We start from the raw sequence: 24,319 nt of genomic DNA on the forward strand, positions 1-24,319 counted from the left end.
CTGTAAACCCCCGCTAATTTAAGCATCCTTTTTGTAACCATTTTCGTCTCCTCTCTTTATCAGTCATTCTAGCTCAAAATTATCCGGTCCACATGAATTACACCGGTTCGGCATCTTAATCGCAAGTTTTGGGTTCCTTTTTTTTAGAAACATATTCATGAGCATATCAAATTTGCTTCTGGTCAGGATATTGCTCCGGTGGCCGATAAAAACAAACAATGCTAGAAACACAAGCTTGATCAAATAAATCACTTGAAGCGGACAATTGATCTTCGGCAGATAAAGCAACAGACCCGCAGGGACGAAAACATTAAAATACATCAGCAATAATAACAACCATTCGTACTCGAACTTATACAATCTCTGGCCTACGTAGGTTGTAACTCCATTAATAAACAAAAAGCTCAAGAAGGTCGACGCCGCCCCACCCGCCAGTCCGTACTTCGGGATCAAGATAAGGTTAAAGCCGACATTAGCAATCGTCCCAAAAATGGAGAGAGGAAAGAGCAGGAAGGTCTTTTTGGTATAAACATATTGCAGTCCGACAAAACAACCGAAAACATTGGTCGCATAAGCACAGGCGATAATAATGATCACCGGGACAGCGTGGGAATAACTCGGGGGAGCCATGATAAATATGATCTCTTTTGCAAAAAGGACCGCCAGCACGATCGGGGCCAAAGTGAGATAAGAAAACACCGTGACCATCCTGCCGACCGACCGGGCGGCGCCGGGCCCGTTATCAAATACCTCCTTAAAAAACACCGGCTGGAATGAATTCCAGACCGCCACCATTAAAGTAAATAAAAGCTGACCGATATTCTGACCGATATTGTAAATACCAACAGCGGAAAGAGACAGCAAACTGCTTAGCATGTATTTATCAAAAAAACGGGAGATCAACCCGGTAAACGATTGTGGAACGAGTTGCAAGCCGTATTTAATGCTTTCCCATAACAACCCGAAATCATATCTAAAAACATATTCGCGATTGAACCGGAATAACAGGGTCAGGAAAACCAAGACCGAAGCGGTCAGAGAGCCATAGAGCGGCCCCATGTAGGACATTTTAAAAAACCAGATATAGATCAAGCCTGCAAAAGAAGTGATCAACATTTGCATAAGAATATACATGGCATATTCCTTGGCACGTTGCATGTTCTGATAAAGTAGCAGGTAAAAGTTATTCATGTAAGCCAAAAATGTCGCCAAATAACAGACGAACTGGGCAGTGCCGTAAACGGGACTGCCAATGATCCGTTCAGCGATAAAATCCTTGAACAGATAGATCGGAACAATTGAAAACGCGAACATGACAAAAAGACAGATCTGGGCTGAGATCACCAGCGCGTCAAGTTTTTTCTTGTCCTTATAGTATTCAAAATAATACCTCTGTGTAGCACTCGACAAGCCAAAAGTCAGCACCCCAAGGGCAATGGCAGGAAAGATCCCGGCCATGGCGATGATCCCGTAATCGGACGGTATCAGGAGCCGGGTCATGATCGGCATGGTAAACACAGAGATCAGATACCCGACAAAATTCGGCGCGGCATAAATAAGAATATTCTTTATGTTCTTTTCGCTAATTGCCATTATTTATTTACCCGTACCCTGACCGATAACCAAATAAATCTCACAATTATTTTCAGGACGTTTTCGGCCTAGCATGGCTGTTGCTCATACAAACTATCAATATATTTTTTTATTTTGGCTGCCTTATCTTCTTTGCTTCTTTTCTTCATCAATTCTCCTATGCTATCGGGACAAAGCTTCCCGCCGCGTTTTCCCTTGATTTCATAAAACCGGTCGGCCGTCACTCCCGTCCAAACCGTATCTTGAATTTTCCCGTCCCTGATAAACGAAGATTCATTGTAACCTTCGATACGAAAACCAATAAGCTCCAATTGATTGACCCATTTCCACAAATCAACAACTTGGCCCGCCCAAATCTTATTTAAGTTCAACCGATCGAACCCATGCTCAATCATTAAAGCCATTGCCTCCAAAGGCACACCCGGCGCATATTTCTTTTCTCCCACCACGATCGAGATCGAAGCTTTTCGATTAACAAAATCAATATCATTGAATGAAATGACGCCGACGTGGCTATCGCTCGCTTTATCAATAATGCTCAATAATATTTTTGTTTTATCATTTTTCAATGAATTGACAAAATCCACTTGTTTTTCGATCGTATTTGGATAGATCCCCTGGCCCAAATATTTTGTCGTCGCTTTATCGTTAAACCAAGTGTACCATTTGCCACTGATAACGTCCTTTTCAATGTCCGGGGTCCTCAAATATACCAGCTCCCCCGTTAAAAACACCGCTGGGGCAAAATTATTGTTCATAAACTCCTCCATTCGATCGTTGTCCCGCACTAATATTCTGCCTGACAAACGATTCGACCATTTTATTTTTTCCTTTTCCGGCTCTTTTTTTTGCATTACTAATCAGGCCTTCTACCGATAATGGGCCCGCATCATTCCATTCGCTCTCATAGGCTTTCACGGCCTCAATCTTTTTTCCGATCGTACCGGTAATATCGACCAACACATCGGGCCTAAACCGGTTAGTCGATAAAGGCTGGAGAATATCCATATTCCCCGGGATTTCATAACATAATATTTCCGCCTTCTTCTTGTCGCCAAACTTCGGCCTGAAGGCGGTAATAGTCGCTTCATAGGCAATCCGGTGGTCCCGGTTCAAATCTCCCCAATGGTGGGTAAAGACTTTTTCCGGCGCAAAATCATTCTTTACCTGCTCAATCTCCTTGATGAGAGCTAAAATCGAGACAGCGTCAAACCGCTGGTCTGGATACCCGCAATACTTTATCCGATCGGGTTTGATCCCCAATATTCCGGCCGCGCGCCTCATTTCTTTCTGCCGACGCACTATTTTGGCGGAGGAGAGCTTACGTTCTTTTACATTTGAAATCCCAGGGTAATACGATCTGGAGGTAACACCGTCTCCCAAGACGAGCAAATAAACCTCGGCCCGATCTTCCTTCACCAGTTTGGCGATCGTCCCGCCGCAACCAAACACTTCGTCATCGGGGTGCGCAGCAACAATCAGTATTTTTTCATGCATATTATAGTTTTCCTTTATATATAAGCAGGGAGATCCGTCCGTTTCCCCGGCTTTCGTAATCAAAAACGTGTACAAAACCGGCCCGGATAAAAGTTTTTAAAGAAACGGGATTATCCTGCTTAACCCTGGCCAAATATATGGGAAACCGCCTCATTGACAACGCCTTCTTTATAAGGACCGGGCCATAGCCCCGGCCTCTTTTTTCGGGTACAACAAGCACCCCAAATTCCCCAATCCCCTTGCCCAAGCGGTCCAACCTTACATGCCCGATAACTTCCCCGTTGCTATCTTCCGCCATAAAAAGAAGACGGTCGCGGCTGGTCAGGGAGGAGGCCAACCATTTCAGATGACCCTTATATTTTACCGGAGCTGATTGAAAATTAACCTTTCGCGTTTCCGGGTCATTCCGCCAGCGGAACAAATCGGCGGCGTCGGACATTTTCACTTTTCTCAATTTTATTCTATCCATTTTTATCGTCCTCTTTATTCCAAATCTTCCCATTTCACCAAGTCATAGGCATTCATTGCTCTCCGCGCCTTCTTTCCAATTATTTTATTTATATTCTTCGGTTCGATCCCCGTACCGGGCCGGATAAATCCTAGGGATTCGCTTTTAATAATGTCCCCCTTTTTAATGTCTTCCAATACGGTAATGCTTCTTCTTATCAGTTCCCGGTTTTTTAGCTCTTTCCCGCTTACTTCCCTGTTTCGGCTCCCCAAGGCTTTTTCAATAACTCGTATTTTCAAAACCATTTCCTTCATCTCTTCCGGTAGCATGGAAAAATGATGCTCGGCGGGCTTGGGATCATTTCGATCAAGGGTAAAATGTTTTTCAATGATACAGGCGCCTAGACCTATAGCGACCAGATCAAGGTCGTAACCCAGAGCATGGTTTGAAAAGCCAACAGGCCGTGAAAAATGGTCCCTTAACATTTTAATGTTTAAAAGATTGGCCTCTTCAGGCTTTAAAGGATAATTCGATACGCAATGGAGTAAGGCTAGCGGGGCTTTTTTAAACGATTGAACAGCCTCTTCGATCTCTTCCAGCCGGGACATGCCGGTTGAAAGAATGACCGGCAAGCCAAGCTTGTCAATTTCCCGCAAAAACGGAAGATTATTCAGGTCCATGGAGGCGATTTTTATGGCGTCAACTTTTTTTTCGGCCAGGAACAAGGCCGCTTCCATACTGGCCGGAGTGGATATAAAGGCCAGGCCCAGGCTCCTTGTGTAACCGATTAATTCATCATACCATTCATAAGGCATTTCCAGTGTTTCGACAAACTGGTACCAGTAATCGAATTTATCGGATACATTCCAGCCGGAGTAAGCATTCGCGGGAACGTTTGGATTGACTATATCCAATGCCTTAAAAGTTTGGAACTTAACCGCGTCCGCACCCGTTGCGAAAGAAGCTTTGATCATTTTTTTGGCCGTTTCAAGGTTCGCCCCATGATTATTTCCTATTTCAGAAATAATATAGCAAGGCGCTCCGGTCCCGATCTCTTTACGGCCGATTTTTATTTTTATGTCTTTCTCGTTTTCTATGTTCATACGATACTTTTTAACAATTCCCCTTTAGTTATGTTCCCCGATTGAACTATTCGCAAACTATCTTCCCCGTGGTTAAAGAGCAAATCTATAATTGAGAGGAACGGGCTGAACTCTTTCCCGTGAAGCTGGTCGTAAACCGGATGCTGGTAATCCTGGAAATAAACGTTTATCCCGGCTTTTTTAAACGCCTCCAGGTCCGCGTAGTTCTTTCCCTGGATCCCAAAGATGTATAAATCCGCTCCCATTTTTTGGCACATTTCGAGGACCAGTTCCGATTTGCTGGAAGTAAAGCCATATTCGGAAAGCTTAAAAAACTTGACTTCAATGCCCAGGAATTTCATGATGTTTTTTAACAAATGTTCGTTTAAATCGGATAATTTATCCCATTTTTTATTATAGGTATCTTCAAAAAAGCCGATATATTTATCGAAATATTTGGCTTTTTTATGCGTAAGATATATGGATTTGAAATGTTTTCTTGCCCACGGCAACTCGTTGTTAATCATGACGTCCTTCAGCTTCAATTGGTAATGGTCCTTGTTTAACACCGGAACGGTCAACCAGATATCTCCCTGGTTAGTTTTGATTTTATTCCGATTGTTCCAATCTTTGGTCTGGTATTGAACGTCGTCGAAGTAAACGAATATGTCCGCCAGGGAAATCTTATGGAATAAACCCAACCATGGCAAATATACCGGTTGATGCGCGGTAAGTATGATCTTTTCTTTATTCATAACTAAAACAAGCCTTTCTTATTGCTTCCACAATTTTATCGACACTCGGTAGCACCGCTTTCTCCAGCGCTATCGATGAAGGGATCGGGCAGTCTTCCGCCGCGATTCTAACCACTTTCCCATTCAGATACTCCAGGCACTCTTCCGCTATGATAGCAGCAATTTCCGCTCCTATCCCCGAAGTTTTATACCCTTCCTCAACTATGACCGCTTTCCCAGTCTTTTTTACGGAGCTTAATATTGTGTCGACATCCAACGGTTTTAACGTCGCGAGATCGATCAATTCGACGGAAATCCCCGATTCTTTAGCTATTTTGGCCGCTTCCAAAGAAAGATGCAGAGCCCGGCCGTATGAAATGAGCGAAATATCGGTCCCCGCAAGGACCTTTTCCGCCTTCCCGATCTCCAAATAGTACGGCTCTTCCGGAACTTCCTGTTTAAGGTCATAAAGCATTTTATTTTCGACAAAAATGACCGGGTTAGGATCGTTAATCGCGCTCTTCAACAACCCTTTGGCGCTATAGGGGTTTGACGGCGCGATCACTTTCAATCCTGGAGCATTGACAAACCAGCTTTCCAGGCTTTGCGAGTGGCTCGCCCCATAGCCTTTTCCTGCCCCGGACGGAACTCGGACGGTCAGCGGGACATTGATCTGCCCACCATACATATAATGGATCTTAGCGGCATGATTAACAATTTGGTCCATAGCCAGAGTAATAAAATCCATAAACATAATTTCTACAATAGGGTAAAAGCCAGTCATCGCGGCGCCCACCGCGATGCCGACAAAACTGTTTTCGGAAATCGGAGTCTCAATAACCCGGGCGTCACCAAACTGGTCAAGCAACCCTTTGCTGACGCCAAACGCCCCGCCATAGGCGCCAATATCTTCCCCCAGAAAGATAACTTTTTCATTCGCGCTCATTTCTTCGGCAATTGCTTCCCGGATTGCCTCACGATATGAAATAATCCTAGCCATCTTTGTAAACCCCTTCCAGCGCAAAATGTTGCGGCGTAAATTCGCTTTTTTCGCTAAATTTCAGAGCGTCCCCGACCTCACGTTCGATATCACCCTTTATTTTATCCATTTTTTCAACATCAAAGCCAGCAACTGCCAATCGTTTTTTTAAAGAACCGATACAATCCTTTTCCAACCAGCACTTTTCTTCGTCTTTTGTCCGGTAAACCTTGGGATCGCTTTTCGAATGCCCGCAATGTCTGTATGTTTTCGCTTCAATAAAACAAGGCTGTTGCCGGTCCCTGATATAGCTTATGGCCTCGTTAGAAACATCAAAGACCCCGCTTACATCCATGCCATCCACAATGTAATTTTTAATATTATAAGCATCGGCTCGCTGCGCGAGATCGTCTATATTGGTCATTTTGCCAACCGGCGCGGACATGCCATAAAGATTGTTCTCGCAAACAAATAAGATCGGCAAATTCCAGATCGAAGCGATGTTCAGCGATTCATGGAATGTCCCTTGGTTAGTCGCCCCATCCCCAAAAAATACGACTGCGACCTGCCTGGTCTTTCGAAGTTTTATCGACAGCGCGATCCCGGTAGCAACAGGTATGCCGCCGCCGACGATCCCATTTGTCCCATAAAAACCAATCTCTTTCGCGCAAAGATGCTGGGTCCCACCCTTCCCATAGCAATAGCCGTCGATTTTACCCATCAATTCCGCAAATATCTTTCTAATCTCTCCCCCTTTGGCTATCAAATGGCCGTGACCCCGATGGGAACTGATCACATAGTCATCTTGATTCAAATTAGCCGAGATCCCCACTGCCACCGCCTCCTGCCCAATGCACATATGGCTGGTGCCACCAAGCATCCCCCGGGAGAACAGCCAATCGATTTTCTCCTCAAAAAGGCGGATCTTGAGCATCAATTTGTAAAATTCAATTAATTGCTCAAGGTTATTGTTTGCCACGCTTGCTTTCCCCCACAATCTTGCCTGGGACACCGTTGACAATGACGTTTTCAGGAATATCATGCAGAACCGCGGTCGCCGGGGAGATCATAGAATTTTCCCCGATCGTAACCGCCGGGTTTATCGCCGCACCCGCACCGATAAAGACGTTTTTTCCCACTACCACCGCCGCCGACATACTGACCCCCAACGCAACATGAGAATGGTCGCCGACCACGCTGTTATGGGATATTTTAACTCCCAAATTCAAGATGACGTTCTTTCCAATCTCCACTTCCTGGCCCAGAATAACGCCCGCTTCAATCAAACTGCTTTCTCCCACTCTTACGCCAGACATGATGATCGCTCTTTCGTCGATGATCGGCGGCAGTTTGATCCCCGGCATATTTTCTTTGATTTTATTATAGATCTTTTCCCGGTTGGTGGAGTGAGAAGCGATCATTACTCCAAAATCAGGATTTTCTTCGTATCTTCTTTTTAACCATTCAAACCCGCCCAACACTTTATAAGCTTCCACGGTCCGGTCATGGAATTCCTTGTTATCATCAATTATTCCAAGGATTTTATATTTATGATTGCTTTTTAATATTTCCATAATCTGTTTGCATCCGGTCGAGGCCCCGTAAATATAAATTTGCCCCGCATCAATTAAAGACAAAAGATCTTTTTCTTCGATCACTTCTTTTTCAATGGCGTTTAAAACGTCTTCGCTTATTTTTTTCTCCCTGACCAGCCGGCGGGCGGCCGGGGTCATTTTCCTGTTATTCACTGGCCCTTCCTGTTTCACGTCAAAAACGCCTTTGTCCATTTCCTTGACAAATTCCGCCGATTTATCGGTTTTTGTTGATTTAATTTCGGCAAGAACCGCGGTTATATCCTCATCGGGTCCGGCTATGATGCCGATCGTCTGATTAAAGGCCACTTCTTGCCCTGCGTTTGCCAAAACTTTTTTCAATACCCCGGACTCCTCCGCTTCAAGCTCAAAGATAGCTTTTGAGGTTTCGATCAACGCGAGGGTTTCCCCCTTGGTCACCGGTTCATTTTCTTTTTTCAACCATTCGGTAATTGTCCCCGATTCGATATTTGCTCCAAATTTTGGCAGATATATCTGATAAATCATCTCCCCCTCCTCATGGTTTGCGGAATACTGGCCGAACGACCTTTCCTTTTAAAAATCGTTTAATGTCTCCGTCAGCAAGCGCCTCATTAATGACCTGAAGCGTTCCCCGATACGCTTTCAATGTCTTGTCAATATCTTCTGAAGAATGCGAATAGCACACATTATGAACGCCAATCGCCAGAACGCCTCTTTTGATCGCTTCCTGTTGAAACAATGTTCTAATTAATAACGGGTCGATCTCTCCCAAATTATCGTAAGTTATGACCGTATGCGGCGGCAGTCCGGCACATTGCGTAATATGGCCTAAGTTCATTTCCTGCGCCAGACAATTGTAACCTTCCTGCAATTTCTTGCCGTTAGCCCAGATTTTTTTTATAACATTCTTTTTCATCATTTCAGAGATCGTCGCGATGGCTGCCGCTAATGACAGGCACTCTCCGCCAAACGTAAAAGAGAAGAAGACTTCATCAAACGTCTCCATTATTTCTTTTCTGCCTACCACGCAGGAAATCGGCAAACCGTTGGCCATCGCCTTCCCGATGCAGGCCATGTCGGGAATGACATTGAAATATTGTTGCGCTCCGCCAAGGCCCATACGGAAACCGGTGACCACTTCGTCAAAGATTAACAAAGCGCCATTTTTATGGGCAAGTTCCTTCACTTGCTGAAGAAATCTGTTCTTTGGCTCAACAATCCCTACCGGTTCCATTATCACCGCGGCGATCTGGCCCTTGTTTTCATCAAACACTTTTTTTAAACTATCGATATCGTTATATGTAAATGTCAGGGTCAGGTCCTGTACCGCCCCCGGTACGCCAGCGTTTCTGGTCGTTGTTCCGATATACCAATCTTGCCAGCCATGATAACCGCAACAGGCGACCTTATCCCTTCCAGTATAAGCCCTGGCCGTCCTGACCGCGCCGGCGGTCGCGTCCGAACCGTTTTTGCCAAATCTTACCATTTCCGCGCAAGGGATTATTTCAACAAGAATCTCAGCCAGCTCTACTTCCAACGGATGCGGCAAGGAATAAACGATGCCTTTCTCAAGCTGCTGCATTATCGCCCGATTTACGGAAGGATATGAATGACCGAGGATAATCGCACCCAACGCCATCGGGTAATCGATAAACTCATTCCCATCTACGTCCCAGACATGGCTGCCTTTCCCCTTCGCTAAAAATATCGGGGCAGCGCCAAAAGGATACTGCCGGGCACCTTTACTAAAGGTTTGAGTAGCCGACGGTATTAGGTTTATTGCCTCATCGTATAACTTTAGCGACTTCTCATATCCCATAGATCTTCTCCTTATCAACAATAATCTTTTTTATCGCGGCTCTTTCAGCCTCATCATACCCTTCTTTTTCCAAAGAAAGCAAAAAACCTTCGTTCCTTCCGTCGCGGCTATTCATCTTTGATAATTCCGGGTTTTCCCTAATAAGCTCCAATATGTCATCGAAATGAAAGATCCCCTTTGAAGGATACAATCTTTCAAATATTACCCTTATTAATTCAAAATCTTCCGGAGTGTCCACCGTAAGACGAATCGCTGACAAATCATTATCATTTGCATAGTTTTTTATACGAAATTGATCCGGGTTCTCTATAATGTAGCCACAAACATGCTCGCGCAAATATTTTTTCTGGGAAAGCCTATGTATCTTTTCTAAAACCTCAAAACTAAAGATTTCAACATCCATCCCGTCGGGAAAAGTCGGCTTTATCGTGTTGCACAAATAGTCATATTTAAAATAACTGTCTATATAATATTTTATCATTTTATCGACAATTTCCGGGTCGCTCAAAGGACAGTCCGCTGTAATTCTCACGATATGATCAAGCGCAAACTTTTTAGCCGCTTGAAAATATCTGTCCAAAACATCGTCTTCGCTGCCGCGCATGACTTTGACAGACAATTTCCGCGCCAAAGCCTCAATAACATCGTCGGCGGCCTTGGTCGTAGTGGCCACTACGATTTCATCAACCAGTTGGCAATTTTTCAATCGTTCAATTAATAATTCGAGCAATGGCCGGCCAAGGACCTCTTTCATCACCTTGCCCTGCAATCTTGTCGAACCCATTCTGGCCTGTATTATTATTCCGATCATTCCTACCGCCTCTCCAGCATCACGGAAATCATTCTTTCGACCCCTTTCCCATCCACCAGCAGACGTCCTTTGGCGCTCATCTTCCGCCGTTTTCCTGAATCAGAAACTAAATTTTTTATTGCCAGTGCCAAGCCGTCGCTTGTTACATTGGCATGCCATCCCATATTTACAATAACATTTTGCGCGGCAAGGTCGGTCGCGATCTTGGCTTGATTCTCAGCCAAAACTAAAGTGATCGTCGGCAAACCCAGGTAGCATCTCTCCCAGGTTGTCGCCCCGCCGCTACCGATCGCGATATCAGCCTTTGCCATTATTTGCGCAATATTGTTTACCTGATAATGCACGACCGCACCTGGAAAGTTAGCGCAAAGTTGCTCAATCGCCTTTTTATTAGGGTTCAAAACGCCAATTACCACATCGATCGCCGGGCTAAATCCTTCCAGTTTCATAAGCGCATTAAGCGATTTTACCGTTTCGTTAGTGGGATCGGCGCCGCCGAATGAGATCAAAACCCGTCCCACCAGGTCGCTTTGCCCGGGCGATTTTCTTTCTACCGCCAAAAATTCTTTTCTCAGTAGCGCGTATTTCGGCCCCAGATATTTAGCGCAACCAACCGGGACTAAGCCATCATAGCGATTTTCCAGATTCTCGAAGTAGTTTTGGTCCAATAAAACATCGCAATTATGCGAGCGATCAGCCAAATCATCGATAACCATAATGTTTTTTACATAAGGCCTCATTTGCGACTCCCAATTTTCATCTAAGGCATAATTATCCACAACCAGCCAATCCGGTCCGGATGTTTCATTCGACATAATATTTTTTGTTTCTTCGCCGCCCGCTGCCAAAGCCCCGGCAGATTTGCCGGGCAACTTATGAACTTTTATTCCTTTGCTCTCGACTACTCCATGCACCTCCCCCTGAAGCTCGCGGCAAATAAACGAAACTTTCACCCCTTTTTCAACCAGCGCCGTCGCGAGCGTCAGGCATCGCATTAAATGCCCAATCCCAATATTCTTTGATGCATCGACGCGAAAAAATACTTTCATCAGCCTGCCACCGCCGCTTTCCAGTTGAAGGGAAGGAGGATTTTTTCGTCGTCCTCTTTCAGCCCGTCCAGCCGGTCCTTTATCCTAGAAAATTCATTCAGATATCGGGCGGAAGCAACCAGTTCTCTAAGATTGTCCAGCCCGTCAACTCCGACGACTACCCGGTCAACCGAACTGTTGGCCAGCGCAAAATTAAGCAACATTGAAGGCAGTGGGATACTGGATTCCTCCGCCAACCGTCGGAGCGCGGCAATTTTACCTTTAACCGGCAAAAAATAACCGCCAAGTTCGCTGGCCGGCTTAAAAAGCAAGCCCTGAAGGAAGACCGACCGGACATGGAGTTCGATCTGGCGGTCTTTCAACCTCCGGAAATAGGGCTCGAACCTCCGGTCAAAAACACTGTATGGGACCTGAACAAGATCACATTCCAAATCGTTATCCAAGATAAGGTCCAGGTCGGCCGGATAATAAAGGGAAAAGCCAATTTTATTGATTTTCCCTTCTTTTTTCAGCTCCTTAAGCAATTCCAGGCGCAGGGGCGCTTCTTTGTAAGTATTAATATTATGGAAAAGATATCCGTAAAAAGAGCCGATATTAAGTTTTTCAAGCGAGGCATTGACTATTTCTTTAAGGTCCGTCAATAGCTCTCCGGGCAACTTGGAAACTACCCGGTATTTATTTTTATTCAGCTTTAGGAATTCGCCCAGAATATTTTCGCTCTCGCCGTAAGCAGTCGCAGTATCAAGCGTGTCAATGCCGCTCCGCGCCGCTTCATCAAGGATAGCAAACGCTTCCTTTGACGGGATTTTCCCTCGAAGATTGTTTATGCCGTAATCCATTCCGAATTGGGCAGTTCCAAGCGCGATCTTGTTCATTTTGCCATGACCTCTTTGACTTTGCTGATCACATAGTCAACTTCCTCGTCCTTCAGGCGGGGATAAAGCGGCAGCGTGATCGCCGACTCATAATAATTTTCCGCCTGCGGGCATTCATTTTGCGCATATCCCAGTTTCCGGTAATAAGGCTGGCGGTAGACCGGTATGTAATGAACGTTCACCCCAATCCCGACTTTACGGAGGGAATCGAAACGTTCGCGCCGATCCCCCTTGACCATGACCGGATAAATATGCCAGGCCGAACGACAACCGGGCTTTTCCTGAATAGTCGCCAAGCCGGGAATAATTTTAAACGCAGCCTGATAACGGGCGACGATCTCCCGCCGCCGAGCGACAAATTGGTCGAGCTTTTTCAATTGGCTGATCCCCAGCGCCGACTGAAAATCAGTCAGCCGATAGTTAAAGCCGAGTGCCTGCATTTCATAAACCCAAGGGCCTGGATCTTTTTCGGCGAGAAGTTGCGGATCGCGAGTAATGCCATGGGTACGGAAAGTTTTTAGTTTCTGCGCGAACTCCTTATTGTTAGTCAAAACCATCCCCCCCTCGCCGGTGGTGATATGTTTGACCGCATGAAAGCTAAGGATGGTCATGTCCGAATACTGACCGGCACCGATCTTTTCCCCCTGATAATCGGCGCCCAAAGCGTGACAAGCATCTTCGATCACTATTAAATTCCGTTCTTTAGCCAGCTTAGAAAGCGCCACCAGGTCGCAGGGTTGACCGGCAAAATGGACCGGGAGCAAAACTTTGGTCTTAGCGGTCAGCCGAACGGCAACGGCGGCCGGGTCAAGATTTATGGTCTGGGGATCAATATCGGCAAAGACCGGTTTAGCGCCGCAATAAAGGATGGCGTTGGCGGAAGCGACAAACGTGATCGGAGAAGTTATCGCCTCATCCCCAGCTATAAGCCCTGCGGCAAAACAAGCTCCGTGCAAGGCGGAAGTCCCGGAGTTAAACGCGACCGCGTATTTAGCGCCGCAATAAGCGGCGACAGCGGCCTCAAATTGATCGACAAGCGGCCCTTGCGTCAAATGGCTGGAGCGGAGAGCCGCCGCAACCGCTTGAATATCTTCTTCGTCGATCCACTGAGTCGCGTAGGGAATTGTCTTCATGGTTTTAAAATAACCTTTAATAATGGATCTTTAGCTTTCCCGGACTTACCGTCTTTCATTTCCGCAAGCGTCGCCGCCCCTTTCGACAGCGGAACCTTGCGGCTAAGCAAATTATTCACGCGCACCGTTCCCCCGAAAGCCGCCAAAACCTCCGGCCATTCGTCAATCCTTGAATTCCAAGTCCCCAAGATCTTGATCTCCTTACGCAATAACGAGGAAACTAATGCCTGCGGCAATTTTAACTCTCCGCTAATGTTGCCAAGCAATAAAACCGTGCCTTCCCGCCGAACAACCTTGAGGGCCAATTCGATCAATTGGGGGGAACCGGTCGCTTCGACAATATAACGATAACCCCCATCGCTAAGGGATAACAGTTCGGCGACAGCGTTAGTTTCTGACTTAACCGGCCGCAAACCGTTTTCTTCGGCGATTTTCAGTTTACTAGCGTGCCGATCAACGATATCAACCTCGCCACAACCGGCAAACTTCAACCACTGGCCAGCCAGATTGCCAATTGGACCGGCGCCAAAAACAAGCCCCTTAGCCGATCCTTGAATATCTAATTTTTTAACCCCGTGCAGGGCGACCGCCGCCGGTTCAACTAAAACGGCCGCATCAAAATCGACATTATCCGGGATTTTCACCAAATTCGTTTCCGGTACCGCTAAATATTCGGCGAAGCCCCCGTCCCTTCTCGACCCAAAATAATCATATTTAACGCACAATTGAAAATTACCGTCCCGACAATAAGAACAATTATTACAAGCCAAAATCGGATAAACGGCGACCCGATCACCAACCCGAAAGTCTCTAACTCCGGCCGCCATTTCCCTTATTGTGCCCACTATTTCATGCCCCATAATCAACGGGGTGCGATAGGCCCCGCCATAAAACGCGCGCGCGATATCGGACGAACATACTCCAGCCGCTTCAACCTTGATCAAGCATTCGCCATTGCTTATTTGAGGAGAATCAACCTCCGACTGTTCCAAACAACCATTTTCTCTTAAAACTAAGGCTTTCATTTATATTTCATCCTGTAGACTTTATAACCTTTGCCGCTATCCATCACCGCTTCCACGTATGGTCTTAATTTCTTGTTTATCCCCCTATCGGATTGTATAACCATAACCTTGTTTTCCCGAGCAGCCCTTGCCAGGTCAAACTCTTTAAATACTTTTAGTAAGTATTGGCGGTATTCGGCCCGTTTCTCGTAATTACCCCGAAAATCGCCGTGATAAACAAACCAATAGCCAAGAAAGCTAAAAAGAGCGTCGTCGTAAATAACCTGGCCGTTCGGAAGCTTATGCATTTTATCCCCGACTTCCTTCAAATCCACGTTAGAACTCATATATTGAAGCAGTTTGTTTTCGTCCCAGTCAAATATCTTAATATACATGACCACTTTCTCTACCAAATCATTCGAGCTTCTCCTGGCAATAAATCCCGGAATAAAAAGGGTCGCGTTTTTCCCTTCCAGCGGGATCATATAATTAACCGCGAGATCGCTCGAAACGATCGTTTCATCTAAACGAGCGTATTTGCTTAAGCTTAAGTATCGACTTTCCACGCCTTTCATAATTGGGGCAGTCCGTACAATCTGATAATCATACAATCCTATATTCTGTAATATGGTCACAAATATTGCTCCAATTAAACCAATAATAAGAACAATTTTTATCAATAAGCAAAGATAATTCCGTTTCTTTCCCGGTAAAACACAACCGGCCAAAACAAGAGGAATTAAGTTTAAGTGCTGCAAATACATATAAATTCTAATATAAAAATGATCAGGCTGGACAAATCGACCAAGCAGTAAATGCAAATTTACAGTAAACAAATAAGTGACCAACAATAAGACCAGAATCTTGCTTCTATCTATCAACTCTCGCAGGTTGACGCCGCGTAGCCAGGCAACGATCAAGGTGGCAAAATACGTTAGGGCCATGAACACAACCCACGTCAGGCTTAAGATTAAGCCGCGTTCCCTGCCGACCCAGCCGACTTTCATGGAAAATTCTTTGCCTATTTCGTCAATAAACACAAATTGGCTGAATAAGAAAGGCAAAATGACCGCTGATATGGAAGCCAAGAGCAGGCTATTCATGACCAAAGCTTCAACTAACAAATTCTTTAAACTTTTTTTAGTTCCCCCCATGATCACCAAGAGATTGACAAGCAAACCGGCAAAGACCACGCCAAAAACAAAATTAAAGATATAAACATAAATGTTAAGTCCCCATAACATCCCTACCAGCAAGGCGGTCTTCTTTTTCAGCGGCTGGGAAAACAGGTGAATTGTTATCCATAAAGTCAAAGCAAAAAAAACAAAACTTAAGCTGGGATAGGGTATTTTGGTCATTTCCAATGGCACTGTCGCCTGGCTGATAAATTTAGGCATATTGCCAATCGTCCCCCAGCCAAAAATAGGAAAAGGAAACGCAGCCCCAACTGTTCCAAGAAACACCAAAATAGAGCTGAAATATCTGTCCAGCCACCGGCGCGCGATCAAATAAAGAAAAAACATCGAAAACAACGGGAGGCCAGCCCTCATGAACAGGATATAATGGTCCAAATTGCCCAAACAGATAACTTTTAAGCAAAAACCCATTACCCAGATGGTCAAAAATGGGGACGAACTAAAAACGCTCTGGCGCAAAGAAAAGAACGGATCCGCGGGGAACAGATTGCCCAGCGAAACCTGCCGCGCCCATGGAGTATATAGATATACCGATTCCCAGGTCTGGCAATCGGTATTCGAGACTGGATATAAATGCGGCCAGCCGGAGAATAACAGGGTCAGAATATCCTTCAGTCCCAATAACAACCCGGCGATCACCAGTAAAACGACGAAAAAGAGGTTCGCCCCGATCCAGTTAATAACGAGCGCCGGATAATCTCTTTTCATCGTTTAAATACCCACCATTTGGCCCCAGAATAATTGATGAGCGTCGTTAAAACCAGCACGATCAACTGCGATACTTCCGGGATAATGGAAAAGCTTTCGGTCAAAGCGTAGATCGCCAGCACATTCGTGCCCAAAGAAATGAGGTTAAGAATAAAATATTTGAGCAGCTGGCCGGCCGCGCCCCCGCCATCGGCTCGGAAAGTCCAGCGCCGGTTGAAATAGAAACCGCTCACCATCCCCATTAAGTAGCCGATCGTAGACGCCAGCACATAATAAAAGGCGAAATACTTGTATAAAGCGTAAAAGGCCGCGTAAGTTATCGCCGTGTTAAGCCCGCCGACCAGAATGAATTTGCTAAATTGCTGGAACGGATTATTCTGGTCCTTGATGTTCTGTAGCGCTAAAAAGCAGATATTCCGCAAATAGCCAAAGATCGTTCGATATTTCGAGAATAATGAATTTGCCCATTTTGATTCACCGTGGAGTCTGGTTCCAAAATCGACCGGAAAGGTTTTGATCGCCAACCCCTGCTGCTTCGCTTTATACATCACAAACACATCAAAGGAAAAGTCGACCGGCGCGCCTTTCAGGCTGGCCAGGAAACCCCGGGAGAATAATTTCGGCTGACCGTTGATATCCTCCAGCTCGTAGCCTAAAAGTAGCGAAGATATTTCCCCCAGGGCGCGGGTCAGGACTTGCTGGTCCTCGCGCCGATTGACGCGTAACCCCTTGATCAGGACCCGGTCCAGCGCCAAGTGGTTGTCCTTCATCAGCTGGAACGCCCGGAAAACATCCTCGGGCGGAGTTTGGATGTCCGCGTGCGAATAAGCCAGGACTTTCCCGTTCGCCGCGTCAAGGCCCGTCATGATCCCGTGACCGTACCCGATATTTCGCTCGATCCTGACGCTCCGGGCAAAACGGTTCTCTTCTTTTGCCAACAGCGCCCGCAAGACCGCCGCGGAATCATCGGTGGAACCGTTATCGACCAAGATCAGTTCAAAATCGTACCGGCCGGCGAACGCTCTTAATCGGTCCAGGATCAGCGGCAGATTTCGGCTTTCGTTGTAACAGGGTAGCACTATGGAAAGTTCGATCCCTACCATTTTACTTTCCCATATTTCGAATATTGAGCGGCATAATCGAAATCCTCCAAACGATCGAAATATTCTTCCCAGTATTGAAAAAGCTTCAGTTCGAAAGGCGTCCCGAACGAAATGAAGCGCTCAACTTCGAACACAACGACTTTCTTGCCGTCTTCGATCAGCTGGTTTATGCTCGTTCCAACATAGAATTCATTGTTCACCCTAATGTTCTTGACGATCATTTTTTTAGCGCCGGCCAGAAAAGCCTCTGACCGCCGGAAATAAAAAGAACCGACCACCGCCGGGTCTTTTTCCGGCTGGTCGGAAACTGTCTTTTTTTCTACGACCTCCACAACTCGGCCATCTTTGACCCGGCAATAAGCGTAGGCCAGCGGGTTCTTCTTAACCGCCAGCGGGTTCTTAAATGTCCAGATGATGACATCAACGGTCGGATCATCGAGCAAGCGCTGGTACGCGGGGTGATCGTAAACAACCTGATAGTCGCAGGAGGAAATAAAGAGCGCTTCGTCCGGACGCATCCGGTCTTCAGCCAAAAGACAGGTACAGGCCTGCCCCTGCGTAATCTGATCGACGGTGATAATACCGACTTCCATCGCCGTGGAGGAAAAATTATCGAGTAGCACCTGTTTCAACGGATAACGTTGCAGGTGCTCGCTGTTACAGATAAATATCCAGCGGTCGGCCCGGGGGAACGAGCGACTGGCAGTTATGACCATCGGCTGGCCCAGCACCGGAACCATCGGCTTCGGACCCCGAAACCCCACTTCCTGGAACCGTTTGCCACCGCCAGCCATCGGGATAAGGTTAAGCATTTTCAACCTCGTATTTCATGATCCGGTTCGCGTGGTCCTTGAAATAACCAGACCAGAATAGATATTGTTCCAGGTCTTCCGGCGTTCCCCAGCAAATGAACTTGTCGACTTCGTGCAAACAGACCTTTTTCCCGTCCCGGACCATGGGATTGAACACCAGACTGACGTAATATTCGCCGGCAACCTTTTCCTCGCCCTTAATGATCAGGTTCGCGTAATGCTGATAGGTCGACCAGCGGTCGAAATAGTAGATCCCGACCGAAGCATGTTCCTGGACGCGATTATCGGTGAACGATCTTTTCTCCCGCAATTCCAGCAACTCGCCGCCCTCGTTGCCCCGGAGATAGCAATAATTCGTGTCGCCGTAAGACGCGGGATGGAAGCCACGGAAGACCGGGATCCCTCCATCGTAGTTTTGCGCTTTCATCAGGAAGGCCTTGTAATTCCAGTGAACAAAAAAATCACAGTAGGAAATAATGACTTCTTCATCAGTGGCAAGATAGGGATCCGCGGCTAGGGAGGAATAGACCGGACCCAGCTCGTGCGCGGGGATCCCGATGACACGGCCATGCGGCACGACCGTCCTTAACCTGGCGTAATGTCGTTCGTTTTTCAATTGCTCCTCGTTGCAGACAAAAATAAATTCGTCATTGGGCGAGAACATCTGACAGACGTATTCGATCATCATCTTCCCGTCGATCATGATGAACGGCTTGGGGTCGTTATAGCCGATCGCTTTGAACCGCCGGGAATGACCCGCCATGGGGATGACGATCTTCATTGCCACGCTTCCCAGTCATCCGCGCAGACGGCGTCAAGCTCCATCTGGCCGATCATTTTCCGGTATTCTTTGATCTGGGCCGGCCGGCCCAGCAGGTCGGGAGAGACTAGGCAGATCTTAAAATGTTCCTTCAGGCGGACGTAAATTTCCGGTGTCAGCGGTAGCCGGGAAAAACAATCGACCCAGACCCAGTCGCATTTCCCTTTCATCGCGAGACAGGTCTCCAGTGATTCGTACTCCGAAAACCGCACGGCATTTTTAACGAAACCTTTCCCGGCCATCTTAACGATAAAGGGAAAGCTCACGTCCAGGAAAAAGTAATCCTTGATCTCATACTTTTTGATCAGTTCCAGGATACGATCCTCGATCCCCTCTGTTTTCACGTTCAGGATCAACAGCTTATGCCGGTAATGGGAAAGAAAGGCATCCAGTTCTTCGCCTTCCCCCCAGGGATCATGGTGCAGGATCAGCTTCCGGTCGTTATTTCGAATGTCGATCTCGATCCCGAATTCCGGCCCGATCGCCTGGAGTTCGGCGACCGTATTTATCTGGTGTCGTACGATTATCATGTTATTTCACCGCGACAAAGGGCTGCCAGTACTTGACCGACGTCCGCAAGTCCCGTAGCACCCGGCTTTCATATGGCTCTCGTTCCCGGAAACTTAACTCCAGCAAAAGCAAAACGTCGCGCGCTCCCGAATCATTGATGGCGCGGAGCACTTTTTGCGGCTTGATCTTCCCCGCTTTATTCTTATCCGGAAGGAACGGCCAGTGCCCTCCTTTATCGATCAGGCTTTGTTTGATGTGGATCAACGGCGCGTCCCTGCCGAATTCGGCGATCCAGGCATAAGGATCGGTATCCCGGGGATCGCGCGAGGCGACATCCCCATGGTCCACGTCCAGGCACAGTCTAATCGGCAAGGCTGACCCATCGTTCACGGCCAGCTGGATCCGCCTCGTTTCCGCAATCGTCTCGCCCATTTCTCTCGGAATGGACATCGGCTCCCAGGTCAGGTATTTTAACCCCTGCTTTTTGGCGTAGGCCGCGATCGACTGCCAGTGCTCCACGCAACGAGCAAATACTTCCCGCCGTCTGGTGGCGTTATCCATCGTCGGCACGCTGAAGATCCCAAAATGGCTTCCCAGGCTTTCCGCTTCCAGCGCTACGGAGATATCGACGAACCGCTTGAACCACCCCAGCCAGTACTTCGCTATTTTTTCGTCGGGATGGGCCAAGTGATTGACGCGAGTAAAGGCGCCGGTAAAGGTGTGAGCTACCACCACGCTGTTCTTCCGACATTCGTGACGGATCTTTTTTATCTGACTGGCGACTATTTTATCCGGCAGAGAGGGATTGATAAGATCAGCTGTCAACTGCACGTATTTGAGGCCTAATTCCCGGCCGACCACTCTTGTCCAGTCTTCCGGCGCCGAATAGCGGTTGAGCGCAAACCCGGTATTTATTCCCAGCTTGATGTCAGCCATTCTGACCTCTTAATTTCAGCCCCTCGTCAATATAGGTTTTCATCCGGGCGACCGATTCGGTCAGAGACATATCCTTGATGAATAACCCCGATGAGCCGCCGACCAGGATATCCGCGCCTGCCCCAACCATTTTGGGGATATTCTCGGCATTCACATTCCCGTCCACTTCCAGTTCGATATTCAAGCCGGAAGTGTCGATCTTATCTTTCAGCCGTTTGATCTTTTGGATCGTCTGCGGAACCAGTTTCTGTCCCGTATAACCGGGGTTCACCGTCATAATGGTAATAATGTCGACGTCATCAATAATGTAATCAAGCGCTTCCAGGTTCGTCGCCGGGTTAAGCACGACCCCCGTCTTGCAACCGAAACTGCGGATGGCCATCAGGTCCCGGTGCAAATTACGGCAAGCTTCGTAGTGGATGGAAAAAATATCCTCGGCCTTGGGCGTAAAGCGCTGGAATATTCTGGCCGGTTCTTCGACCATCAGATGAAAATCCGACGGGATCTGGGTATTATCCCTGATCTGCCGGATAATATCGGTCCCGATAGTATAGGTCGGCGCGAAAAATCCATCCATAATGTCATAATGGATATAATCGATCCCCTCGGCTGTCAATTCGGTCAGCGACTTGCCCATGTTCAGCCAGTCGGCACAGATGATTGAAGCGGATATTTTCACTTTCTTCATTTTCCCTTCCTTATTAGGGCTTGATCACAACTTTCATCCCCGCCAGGTTTTTTACCGTTTTGAATCCTTCGGCGATCAGCTCCAGAGGGAAGGAATGGCTAATTATTTTTCTAACGTCAATCTTCCCGCCGGCGATCAGATCCAGCGCCAGTTTATGTTGACGGGGAACGGAACCGTGGGACCCGGTAACGTAGCATTCCCGATAATGGATGAGATTGGAATCAATTCTGATCTGGCGGGACCCCCGGGGCAATCCGCCGAAAAAGTTGATCACGCCACGTTTGGCGACCAGACCTAACGCCTCTTCCTGCGCGTCAGTATTCGCGCAAGCGGTAATAACTATGTCCATCCCCTTCCCCGCAGTCAGCTGCCGGACCCGGTCCCGAAGATCTTCCTGGACAGAAAGGATTAGCTGATCAGGCTGGTAAACCTTCGCCAGATCCAGCCGTTGCGGATTTCTTTCCGCGATCGCCACGGAGGCCGCGCCATAAGCTTTCGCCAGAGCTACCAGGAGCGTCCCAATCGGGCCGCTACCGATGATCAGGACCGTCTTCCCCGGCTGCATCTGGGCCCGTTCCAGGCCATTAATGCAGCAGGCCAACGGTTCCGCGATCGCCGCTTCGTCGTCAGAAACACTGTCCGGGATTAGCGCGACCGGCCCGTGCTTGACCACCAGCGGCTCCAACAAACAGTATTCGGCGTAACCGCCGGCGAATTGATAGCCCATGGCGTAATTCTCGTCGCAACAATTACCCATATCATGGCGGCACCAATCACAAGCGCCGCAGGGGACGTCGGCCCCGACGGCGACACGATCTCCCCGCTTAAACTGTGAAACACCGGCACCGACCGCAACGACCTCACCGGCGATCTCATGGCCGATCACCGCCGGATACCTGACCCGATCGTTGCCGCTCTCAAAGATTCTGATATCCGAACCGCAAACGGCGCAGGTCTTGACCTTGATCAGGACCGTGCCGTCCTTCACGCGCGGGGTCTCGATTGTCTCGACCGACATCTCCCCTAATCCTTTGATAATTGCCGCTTTCATTGTACGCTGATAACCTCGTAGACCTTATATTTATCCTTGATTGCAACGACCTTATTGCGGACCGGGAGGCGCAGCGGGACAGCGGACCCAATAAATCTAACGCGATATTTCTCCAGACCCATTTTAATATCGACGCCGTTATATTTTCCGACAATACTATTTTTATAAGCCCTTAATTCGGCTGCGTTCATCGTCATATTGTGATTGACAAGCCAATAGCCGAACCCCTGCCGATAGACCTGGTCGGTAAAGATAAAATCGCGGTCCGTGTAGATGTTCTTCATTATTTTGCTCGGCATCATGAATTCAAGATAACGAGCCTCGTCCCAACCATAGAGTCGCGCAAACAAAGCCAGGCGCTCGACGATCCGGTCGGTCGACTCATAATTATTGAAAGCGTTCACCCAAAGCGAACCCTGCCTGGTTATCGCCGGGACCAGGATATTAACCGCTGGGTCGGCAGCGATCACGACCTCGCCCGCGGCGGCTTTCCCGGTCAAGAGAGCCAGCCTTTCGGAGATGGCCGGCATCCGTGGCTCAATCTTTTGCCGATAATTATCATAGTTCCGCACGCTCGAGACTAACGAGATCATGGAAACAAAGGCAATAATGACCGGGATGAAATAAATCCTCTTTTCGATGATATATTCGCGGATAAAAGTGGAACATTGCGCCACTTTCTGATTAATTTGCGGATTATGAAAGAGCGTTTTCGGCGGATTTGACAGATAATAGATGACCGGCACAAAATAAAAATAATGGAAAAAATAATTCGCCAAGCGGGTCGAAAACAGATGCGGCTGCATGAACCGGCCAAACAAGATGTGCAGGTTCAGGATCAGGAATTCGATGAACAGCAGTATCAAGATGGGGCTAAATTTGTAAAACAGCTCATAATAATCGAAAGAAAAGATCCGGATGACAGCTAAAACGACCAGGACCGGGATCGCGAAATAACTTATAAAATATTGCAGGCTATAGATCAGCCCTTGATATCTGGTGACCATCCCCATCTTATCAAGAACCTGCGCGTCAATGGGGGTCGCGAAGAACAGTGTCTTACCGACCAGCGGCAGGGCGATCAGCGCCAGGAGCGCACCGGCGATGCCCACTTTGATCGCGATATCGCGGCACTCGATCTTTTTATTTACCAAGACGGAAGAATAGAACAAAAAGGCAAGCCAGAACATCGCGCCGACAATAAAATTAAAGACATAGACATAGAGGTTCAAGCCCCAGAGCAGGCTCAAGCCGACGATCCGTTTGAACGATGGCTTAATGTTCGCGATGGTCAGATAAAAACAGAGAATAAAGTAAAAGAACGTAAAACTAGGGGAAGGCGCGCGGCTTAGCTCCAGGGGGCTCAAACTCGATAGCGATAAAACACTGCTCCAATTTATCCCCGTCGCGATCAGATTGCACAAGAAAGCAAGATACGAAAAATTCCCGTAAGTAATAACACCCAAGAACGAGAACAACAGCGCCCAGCTTTGCGAAATGAACCGCCGATAAACCAGGTAAAGGAGGGTAAAACTAAGGACTGGGAACAGGACATGCATGATCAGCAAATAGACATCCGGGTTCCCACCCGCTAATATTTTCAAGATCACCCCCTGCACCCAAATGGCCAAAAAAGGAAAATTGGTAAAAAACGCGAAAAACGGGTCGGCATTGGGTAGCGCGGGAAAAAGGTTCGTCAACGAAACACGATTGGCGAACGGGGTGTAGCAATAGATCTCTTCCCAAGAGAGCGTTGTGGTATTGATCACGGCGTATAAATGCGGCCACTTGCCGCAGAACAGGATCAGGGCGTCCCGGAACAATAGCAGGATAAGAACGATCGCCAGCACCAAAGAAAATCCTGCCAGCTCTTTTTTATCGATCTTCATTGTCCGCA

Annotated in this window: 24 protein-coding genes; all 24 read right to left on the bottom strand. The window is 47.4% G+C overall.

The window, feature by feature from the left end; all coding sequences use genetic code 11:
• Positions 1-63: 63 nt before the first annotated feature.
• A complete protein-coding gene (locus KKF06_05010; protein ID MBU1617115.1) occupies positions 64-1,593 on the bottom strand; it encodes an oligosaccharide flippase family protein in 1,530 nt (509 codons plus the stop codon).
• Positions 1,594-1,661: 68 nt separating this feature from the next.
• Entirely contained in the window at positions 1,662-2,351 is a 690-nt protein-coding gene (locus KKF06_05015) for a GNAT family N-acetyltransferase (protein ID MBU1617116.1), read from the bottom strand.
• On the bottom strand, positions 2,341-3,090 hold the full coding sequence (locus KKF06_05020) for a PIG-L family deacetylase (GenBank protein MBU1617117.1): 750 nt from the start codon (positions 3,088-3,090) through the stop codon (positions 2,341-2,343). The genes KKF06_05015 and KKF06_05020 overlap by 11 nt, the downstream gene beginning before the upstream one ends.
• A gap of 1 nt (position 3,091) precedes the next feature.
• On the bottom strand, positions 3,092-3,559 hold the full coding sequence (locus KKF06_05025; GenBank protein ID MBU1617118.1) for a GNAT family N-acetyltransferase: 468 nt from the start codon (positions 3,557-3,559) through the stop codon (positions 3,092-3,094).
• Between the two features lie 14 nt (positions 3,560-3,573).
• Positions 3,574-4,641, bottom strand: a complete 1,068-nt coding sequence (locus KKF06_05030) for an N-acetylneuraminate synthase family protein (GenBank protein MBU1617119.1) — start codon at positions 4,639-4,641, stop codon at positions 3,574-3,576.
• The gene (locus KKF06_05035; GenBank protein ID MBU1617120.1) at positions 4,638-5,375 is read right to left on the bottom strand and encodes a WbqC family protein; all 738 of its coding nucleotides are present in this window, start codon (positions 5,373-5,375) and stop codon (positions 4,638-4,640) included. The genes KKF06_05030 and KKF06_05035 overlap by 4 nt, the downstream gene beginning before the upstream one ends.
• Positions 5,368-6,354: an alpha-ketoacid dehydrogenase subunit beta gene (locus KKF06_05040; GenBank protein MBU1617121.1), complete on the bottom strand. Its 987-nt coding sequence runs from the start codon at positions 6,352-6,354 to the stop codon at positions 5,368-5,370. The genes KKF06_05035 and KKF06_05040 overlap by 8 nt, the downstream gene beginning before the upstream one ends.
• Positions 6,347-7,375, bottom strand: coding sequence for a thiamine pyrophosphate-dependent dehydrogenase E1 component subunit alpha (locus KKF06_05045; protein MBU1617122.1), 1,029 nt, complete (start codon positions 7,373-7,375; stop codon positions 6,347-6,349). Before KKF06_05045 ends, KKF06_05040 begins: the two co-directional genes overlap by 8 nt.
• A complete protein-coding gene (locus tag KKF06_05050; protein ID MBU1617123.1) occupies positions 7,299-8,432 on the bottom strand; it encodes a hypothetical protein in 1,134 nt (377 codons plus the stop codon). Before KKF06_05050 ends, KKF06_05045 begins: the two co-directional genes overlap by 77 nt.
• A gap of 10 nt (positions 8,433-8,442) precedes the next feature.
• The gene (locus tag KKF06_05055) at positions 8,443-9,726 is read right to left on the bottom strand and encodes an aminotransferase class III-fold pyridoxal phosphate-dependent enzyme (protein MBU1617124.1); all 1,284 of its coding nucleotides are present in this window, start codon (positions 9,724-9,726) and stop codon (positions 8,443-8,445) included.
• Positions 9,716-10,537, bottom strand: coding sequence for a glycosyltransferase family protein (locus tag KKF06_05060; GenBank protein ID MBU1617125.1), 822 nt, complete (start codon positions 10,535-10,537; stop codon positions 9,716-9,718). The genes KKF06_05055 and KKF06_05060 overlap by 11 nt, the downstream gene beginning before the upstream one ends.
• 2 nt (positions 10,538-10,539) lie before the next feature.
• On the bottom strand, positions 10,540-11,586 hold the full coding sequence (gene pseG, locus KKF06_05065; protein ID MBU1617126.1) for a UDP-2,4-diacetamido-2,4,6-trideoxy-beta-L-altropyranose hydrolase: 1,047 nt from the start codon (positions 11,584-11,586) through the stop codon (positions 10,540-10,542).
• Positions 11,586-12,461, bottom strand: coding sequence for an aldo/keto reductase (locus KKF06_05070; GenBank protein ID MBU1617127.1), 876 nt, complete (start codon positions 12,459-12,461; stop codon positions 11,586-11,588). The genes pseG and KKF06_05070 overlap by 1 nt, the downstream gene beginning before the upstream one ends.
• Entirely contained in the window at positions 12,458-13,594 is a 1,137-nt protein-coding gene (pseC, locus tag KKF06_05075; protein ID MBU1617128.1) for a UDP-4-amino-4,6-dideoxy-N-acetyl-beta-L-altrosamine transaminase, read from the bottom strand. The genes KKF06_05070 and pseC overlap by 4 nt, the downstream gene beginning before the upstream one ends.
• A complete protein-coding gene (locus tag KKF06_05080) occupies positions 13,591-14,619 on the bottom strand; it encodes a galactitol-1-phosphate 5-dehydrogenase (GenBank protein MBU1617129.1) in 1,029 nt (342 codons plus the stop codon). The genes pseC and KKF06_05080 overlap by 4 nt, the downstream gene beginning before the upstream one ends.
• Positions 14,616-16,502 (bottom strand): hypothetical protein, encoded by a 1,887-nt coding sequence (locus KKF06_05085; protein MBU1617130.1) that lies wholly within the window; start codon positions 16,500-16,502, stop codon positions 14,616-14,618. Before KKF06_05085 ends, KKF06_05080 begins: the two co-directional genes overlap by 4 nt.
• Positions 16,499-17,605 carry a bifunctional glycosyltransferase family 2/GtrA family protein gene (locus KKF06_05090; protein MBU1617131.1) on the bottom strand — a complete coding sequence of 369 codons (1,107 nt, stop codon included), beginning with the start codon at positions 17,603-17,605 and terminating at the stop codon, positions 16,499-16,501. Before KKF06_05090 ends, KKF06_05085 begins: the two co-directional genes overlap by 4 nt.
• Positions 17,599-18,417 carry an NTP transferase domain-containing protein gene (locus KKF06_05095; protein MBU1617132.1) on the bottom strand — a complete coding sequence of 273 codons (819 nt, stop codon included), beginning with the start codon at positions 18,415-18,417 and terminating at the stop codon, positions 17,599-17,601. Before KKF06_05095 ends, KKF06_05090 begins: the two co-directional genes overlap by 7 nt.
• Complete coding sequence (locus tag KKF06_05100) at positions 18,410-19,198, bottom strand: NTP transferase domain-containing protein (GenBank protein MBU1617133.1); 789 nt, start codon at positions 19,196-19,198, stop codon at positions 18,410-18,412. The genes KKF06_05095 and KKF06_05100 overlap by 8 nt, the downstream gene beginning before the upstream one ends.
• On the bottom strand, positions 19,195-19,767 hold the full coding sequence (locus KKF06_05105) for a hypothetical protein (GenBank protein MBU1617134.1): 573 nt from the start codon (positions 19,765-19,767) through the stop codon (positions 19,195-19,197). Before KKF06_05105 ends, KKF06_05100 begins: the two co-directional genes overlap by 4 nt.
• 1 nt (position 19,768) lies before the next feature.
• Positions 19,769-20,683 (bottom strand): sugar phosphate isomerase/epimerase, encoded by a 915-nt coding sequence (locus KKF06_05110; GenBank protein MBU1617135.1) that lies wholly within the window; start codon positions 20,681-20,683, stop codon positions 19,769-19,771.
• Positions 20,676-21,371 (bottom strand): ribulose-phosphate 3-epimerase, encoded by a 696-nt coding sequence (gene rpe / locus KKF06_05115; protein MBU1617136.1) that lies wholly within the window; start codon positions 21,369-21,371, stop codon positions 20,676-20,678. Before rpe ends, KKF06_05110 begins: the two co-directional genes overlap by 8 nt.
• Before the next feature lie 13 nt (positions 21,372-21,384).
• Positions 21,385-22,422, bottom strand: coding sequence for an alcohol dehydrogenase catalytic domain-containing protein (locus tag KKF06_05120; GenBank protein MBU1617137.1), 1,038 nt, complete (start codon positions 22,420-22,422; stop codon positions 21,385-21,387).
• Positions 22,419-24,311: a hypothetical protein gene (locus KKF06_05125; protein MBU1617138.1), complete on the bottom strand. Its 1,893-nt coding sequence runs from the start codon at positions 24,309-24,311 to the stop codon at positions 22,419-22,421. Before KKF06_05125 ends, KKF06_05120 begins: the two co-directional genes overlap by 4 nt.
• Positions 24,312-24,319: the final 8 nt, after the last annotated feature.

The sequence above is a fragment of the Candidatus Margulisiibacteriota bacterium genome (assembly GCA_018822365.1).
Lineage (GTDB): Bacteria > Margulisbacteria > WOR-1 > O2-12-FULL-45-9 > XYB2-FULL-48-7 > XYB2-FULL-45-9.

Bases quoted from the DNA above. Each gene is read 5' to 3' on its own strand.
- rpe (MBU1617136.1), bottom strand. From the start codon at position 21,371: ATGAAGAAAGTGAAAATATCCGCTTCAATCATCTGTGCCGACTGGCTG.
- KKF06_05095 (MBU1617132.1), bottom strand. From the start codon at position 18,417: ATGCTTAACCTTATCCCGATGGCTGGCGGTGGCAAACGGTTCCAGGAA.
- KKF06_05055 (MBU1617124.1), bottom strand. From the start codon at position 9,726: ATGGGATATGAGAAGTCGCTAAAGTTATACGATGAGGCAATAAACCTA.
- KKF06_05085 (MBU1617130.1), bottom strand. From the start codon at position 16,502: ATGAAAAGAGATTATCCGGCGCTCGTTATTAACTGGATCGGGGCGAAC.
- pseG (MBU1617126.1), bottom strand. From the start codon at position 11,586: ATGAAAGTATTTTTTCGCGTCGATGCATCAAAGAATATTGGGATTGGG.
- KKF06_05080 (MBU1617129.1), bottom strand. From the start codon at position 14,619: ATGAAAGCCTTAGTTTTAAGAGAAAATGGTTGTTTGGAACAGTCGGAG.
- KKF06_05120 (MBU1617137.1), bottom strand. From the start codon at position 22,422: ATGAAAGCGGCAATTATCAAAGGATTAGGGGAGATGTCGGTCGAGACA.
- KKF06_05125 (MBU1617138.1), bottom strand. From the start codon at position 24,311: ATGAAGATCGATAAAAAAGAGCTGGCAGGATTTTCTTTGGTGCTGGCG.
- KKF06_05010 (MBU1617115.1), bottom strand. From the start codon at position 1,593: ATGGCAATTAGCGAAAAGAACATAAAGAATATTCTTATTTATGCCGCG.
- KKF06_05030 (MBU1617119.1), bottom strand. From the start codon at position 4,641: ATGAACATAGAAAACGAGAAAGACATAAAAATAAAAATCGGCCGTAAA.
- KKF06_05015 (MBU1617116.1), bottom strand. From the start codon at position 2,351: ATGAACAATAATTTTGCCCCAGCGGTGTTTTTAACGGGGGAGCTGGTA.
- KKF06_05040 (MBU1617121.1), bottom strand. From the start codon at position 6,354: ATGGCTAGGATTATTTCATATCGTGAGGCAATCCGGGAAGCAATTGCC.
- KKF06_05070 (MBU1617127.1), bottom strand. From the start codon at position 12,461: ATGAACAAGATCGCGCTTGGAACTGCCCAATTCGGAATGGATTACGGC.
- KKF06_05100 (MBU1617133.1), bottom strand. From the start codon at position 19,198: ATGAAGATCGTCATCCCCATGGCGGGTCATTCCCGGCGGTTCAAAGCG.
- KKF06_05090 (MBU1617131.1), bottom strand. From the start codon at position 17,605: ATGGTAGGGATCGAACTTTCCATAGTGCTACCCTGTTACAACGAAAGC.
- KKF06_05045 (MBU1617122.1), bottom strand. From the start codon at position 7,375: ATGATATTCCTGAAAACGTCATTGTCAACGGTGTCCCAGGCAAGATTG.
- KKF06_05060 (MBU1617125.1), bottom strand. From the start codon at position 10,537: ATGATCGGAATAATAATACAGGCCAGAATGGGTTCGACAAGATTGCAG.
- KKF06_05105 (MBU1617134.1), bottom strand. From the start codon at position 19,767: ATGATAATCGTACGACACCAGATAAATACGGTCGCCGAACTCCAGGCG.
- pseC (MBU1617128.1), bottom strand. From the start codon at position 13,594: ATGAAGACAATTCCCTACGCGACTCAGTGGATCGACGAAGAAGATATT.
- KKF06_05020 (MBU1617117.1), bottom strand. From the start codon at position 3,090: ATGCATGAAAAAATACTGATTGTTGCTGCGCACCCCGATGACGAAGTG.
- KKF06_05025 (MBU1617118.1), bottom strand. From the start codon at position 3,559: ATGGATAGAATAAAATTGAGAAAAGTGAAAATGTCCGACGCCGCCGAT.
- KKF06_05110 (MBU1617135.1), bottom strand. From the start codon at position 20,683: ATGGCTGACATCAAGCTGGGAATAAATACCGGGTTTGCGCTCAACCGC.
- KKF06_05035 (MBU1617120.1), bottom strand. From the start codon at position 5,375: ATGAATAAAGAAAAGATCATACTTACCGCGCATCAACCGGTATATTTG.
- KKF06_05050 (MBU1617123.1), bottom strand. From the start codon at position 8,432: ATGATTTATCAGATATATCTGCCAAAATTTGGAGCAAATATCGAATCG.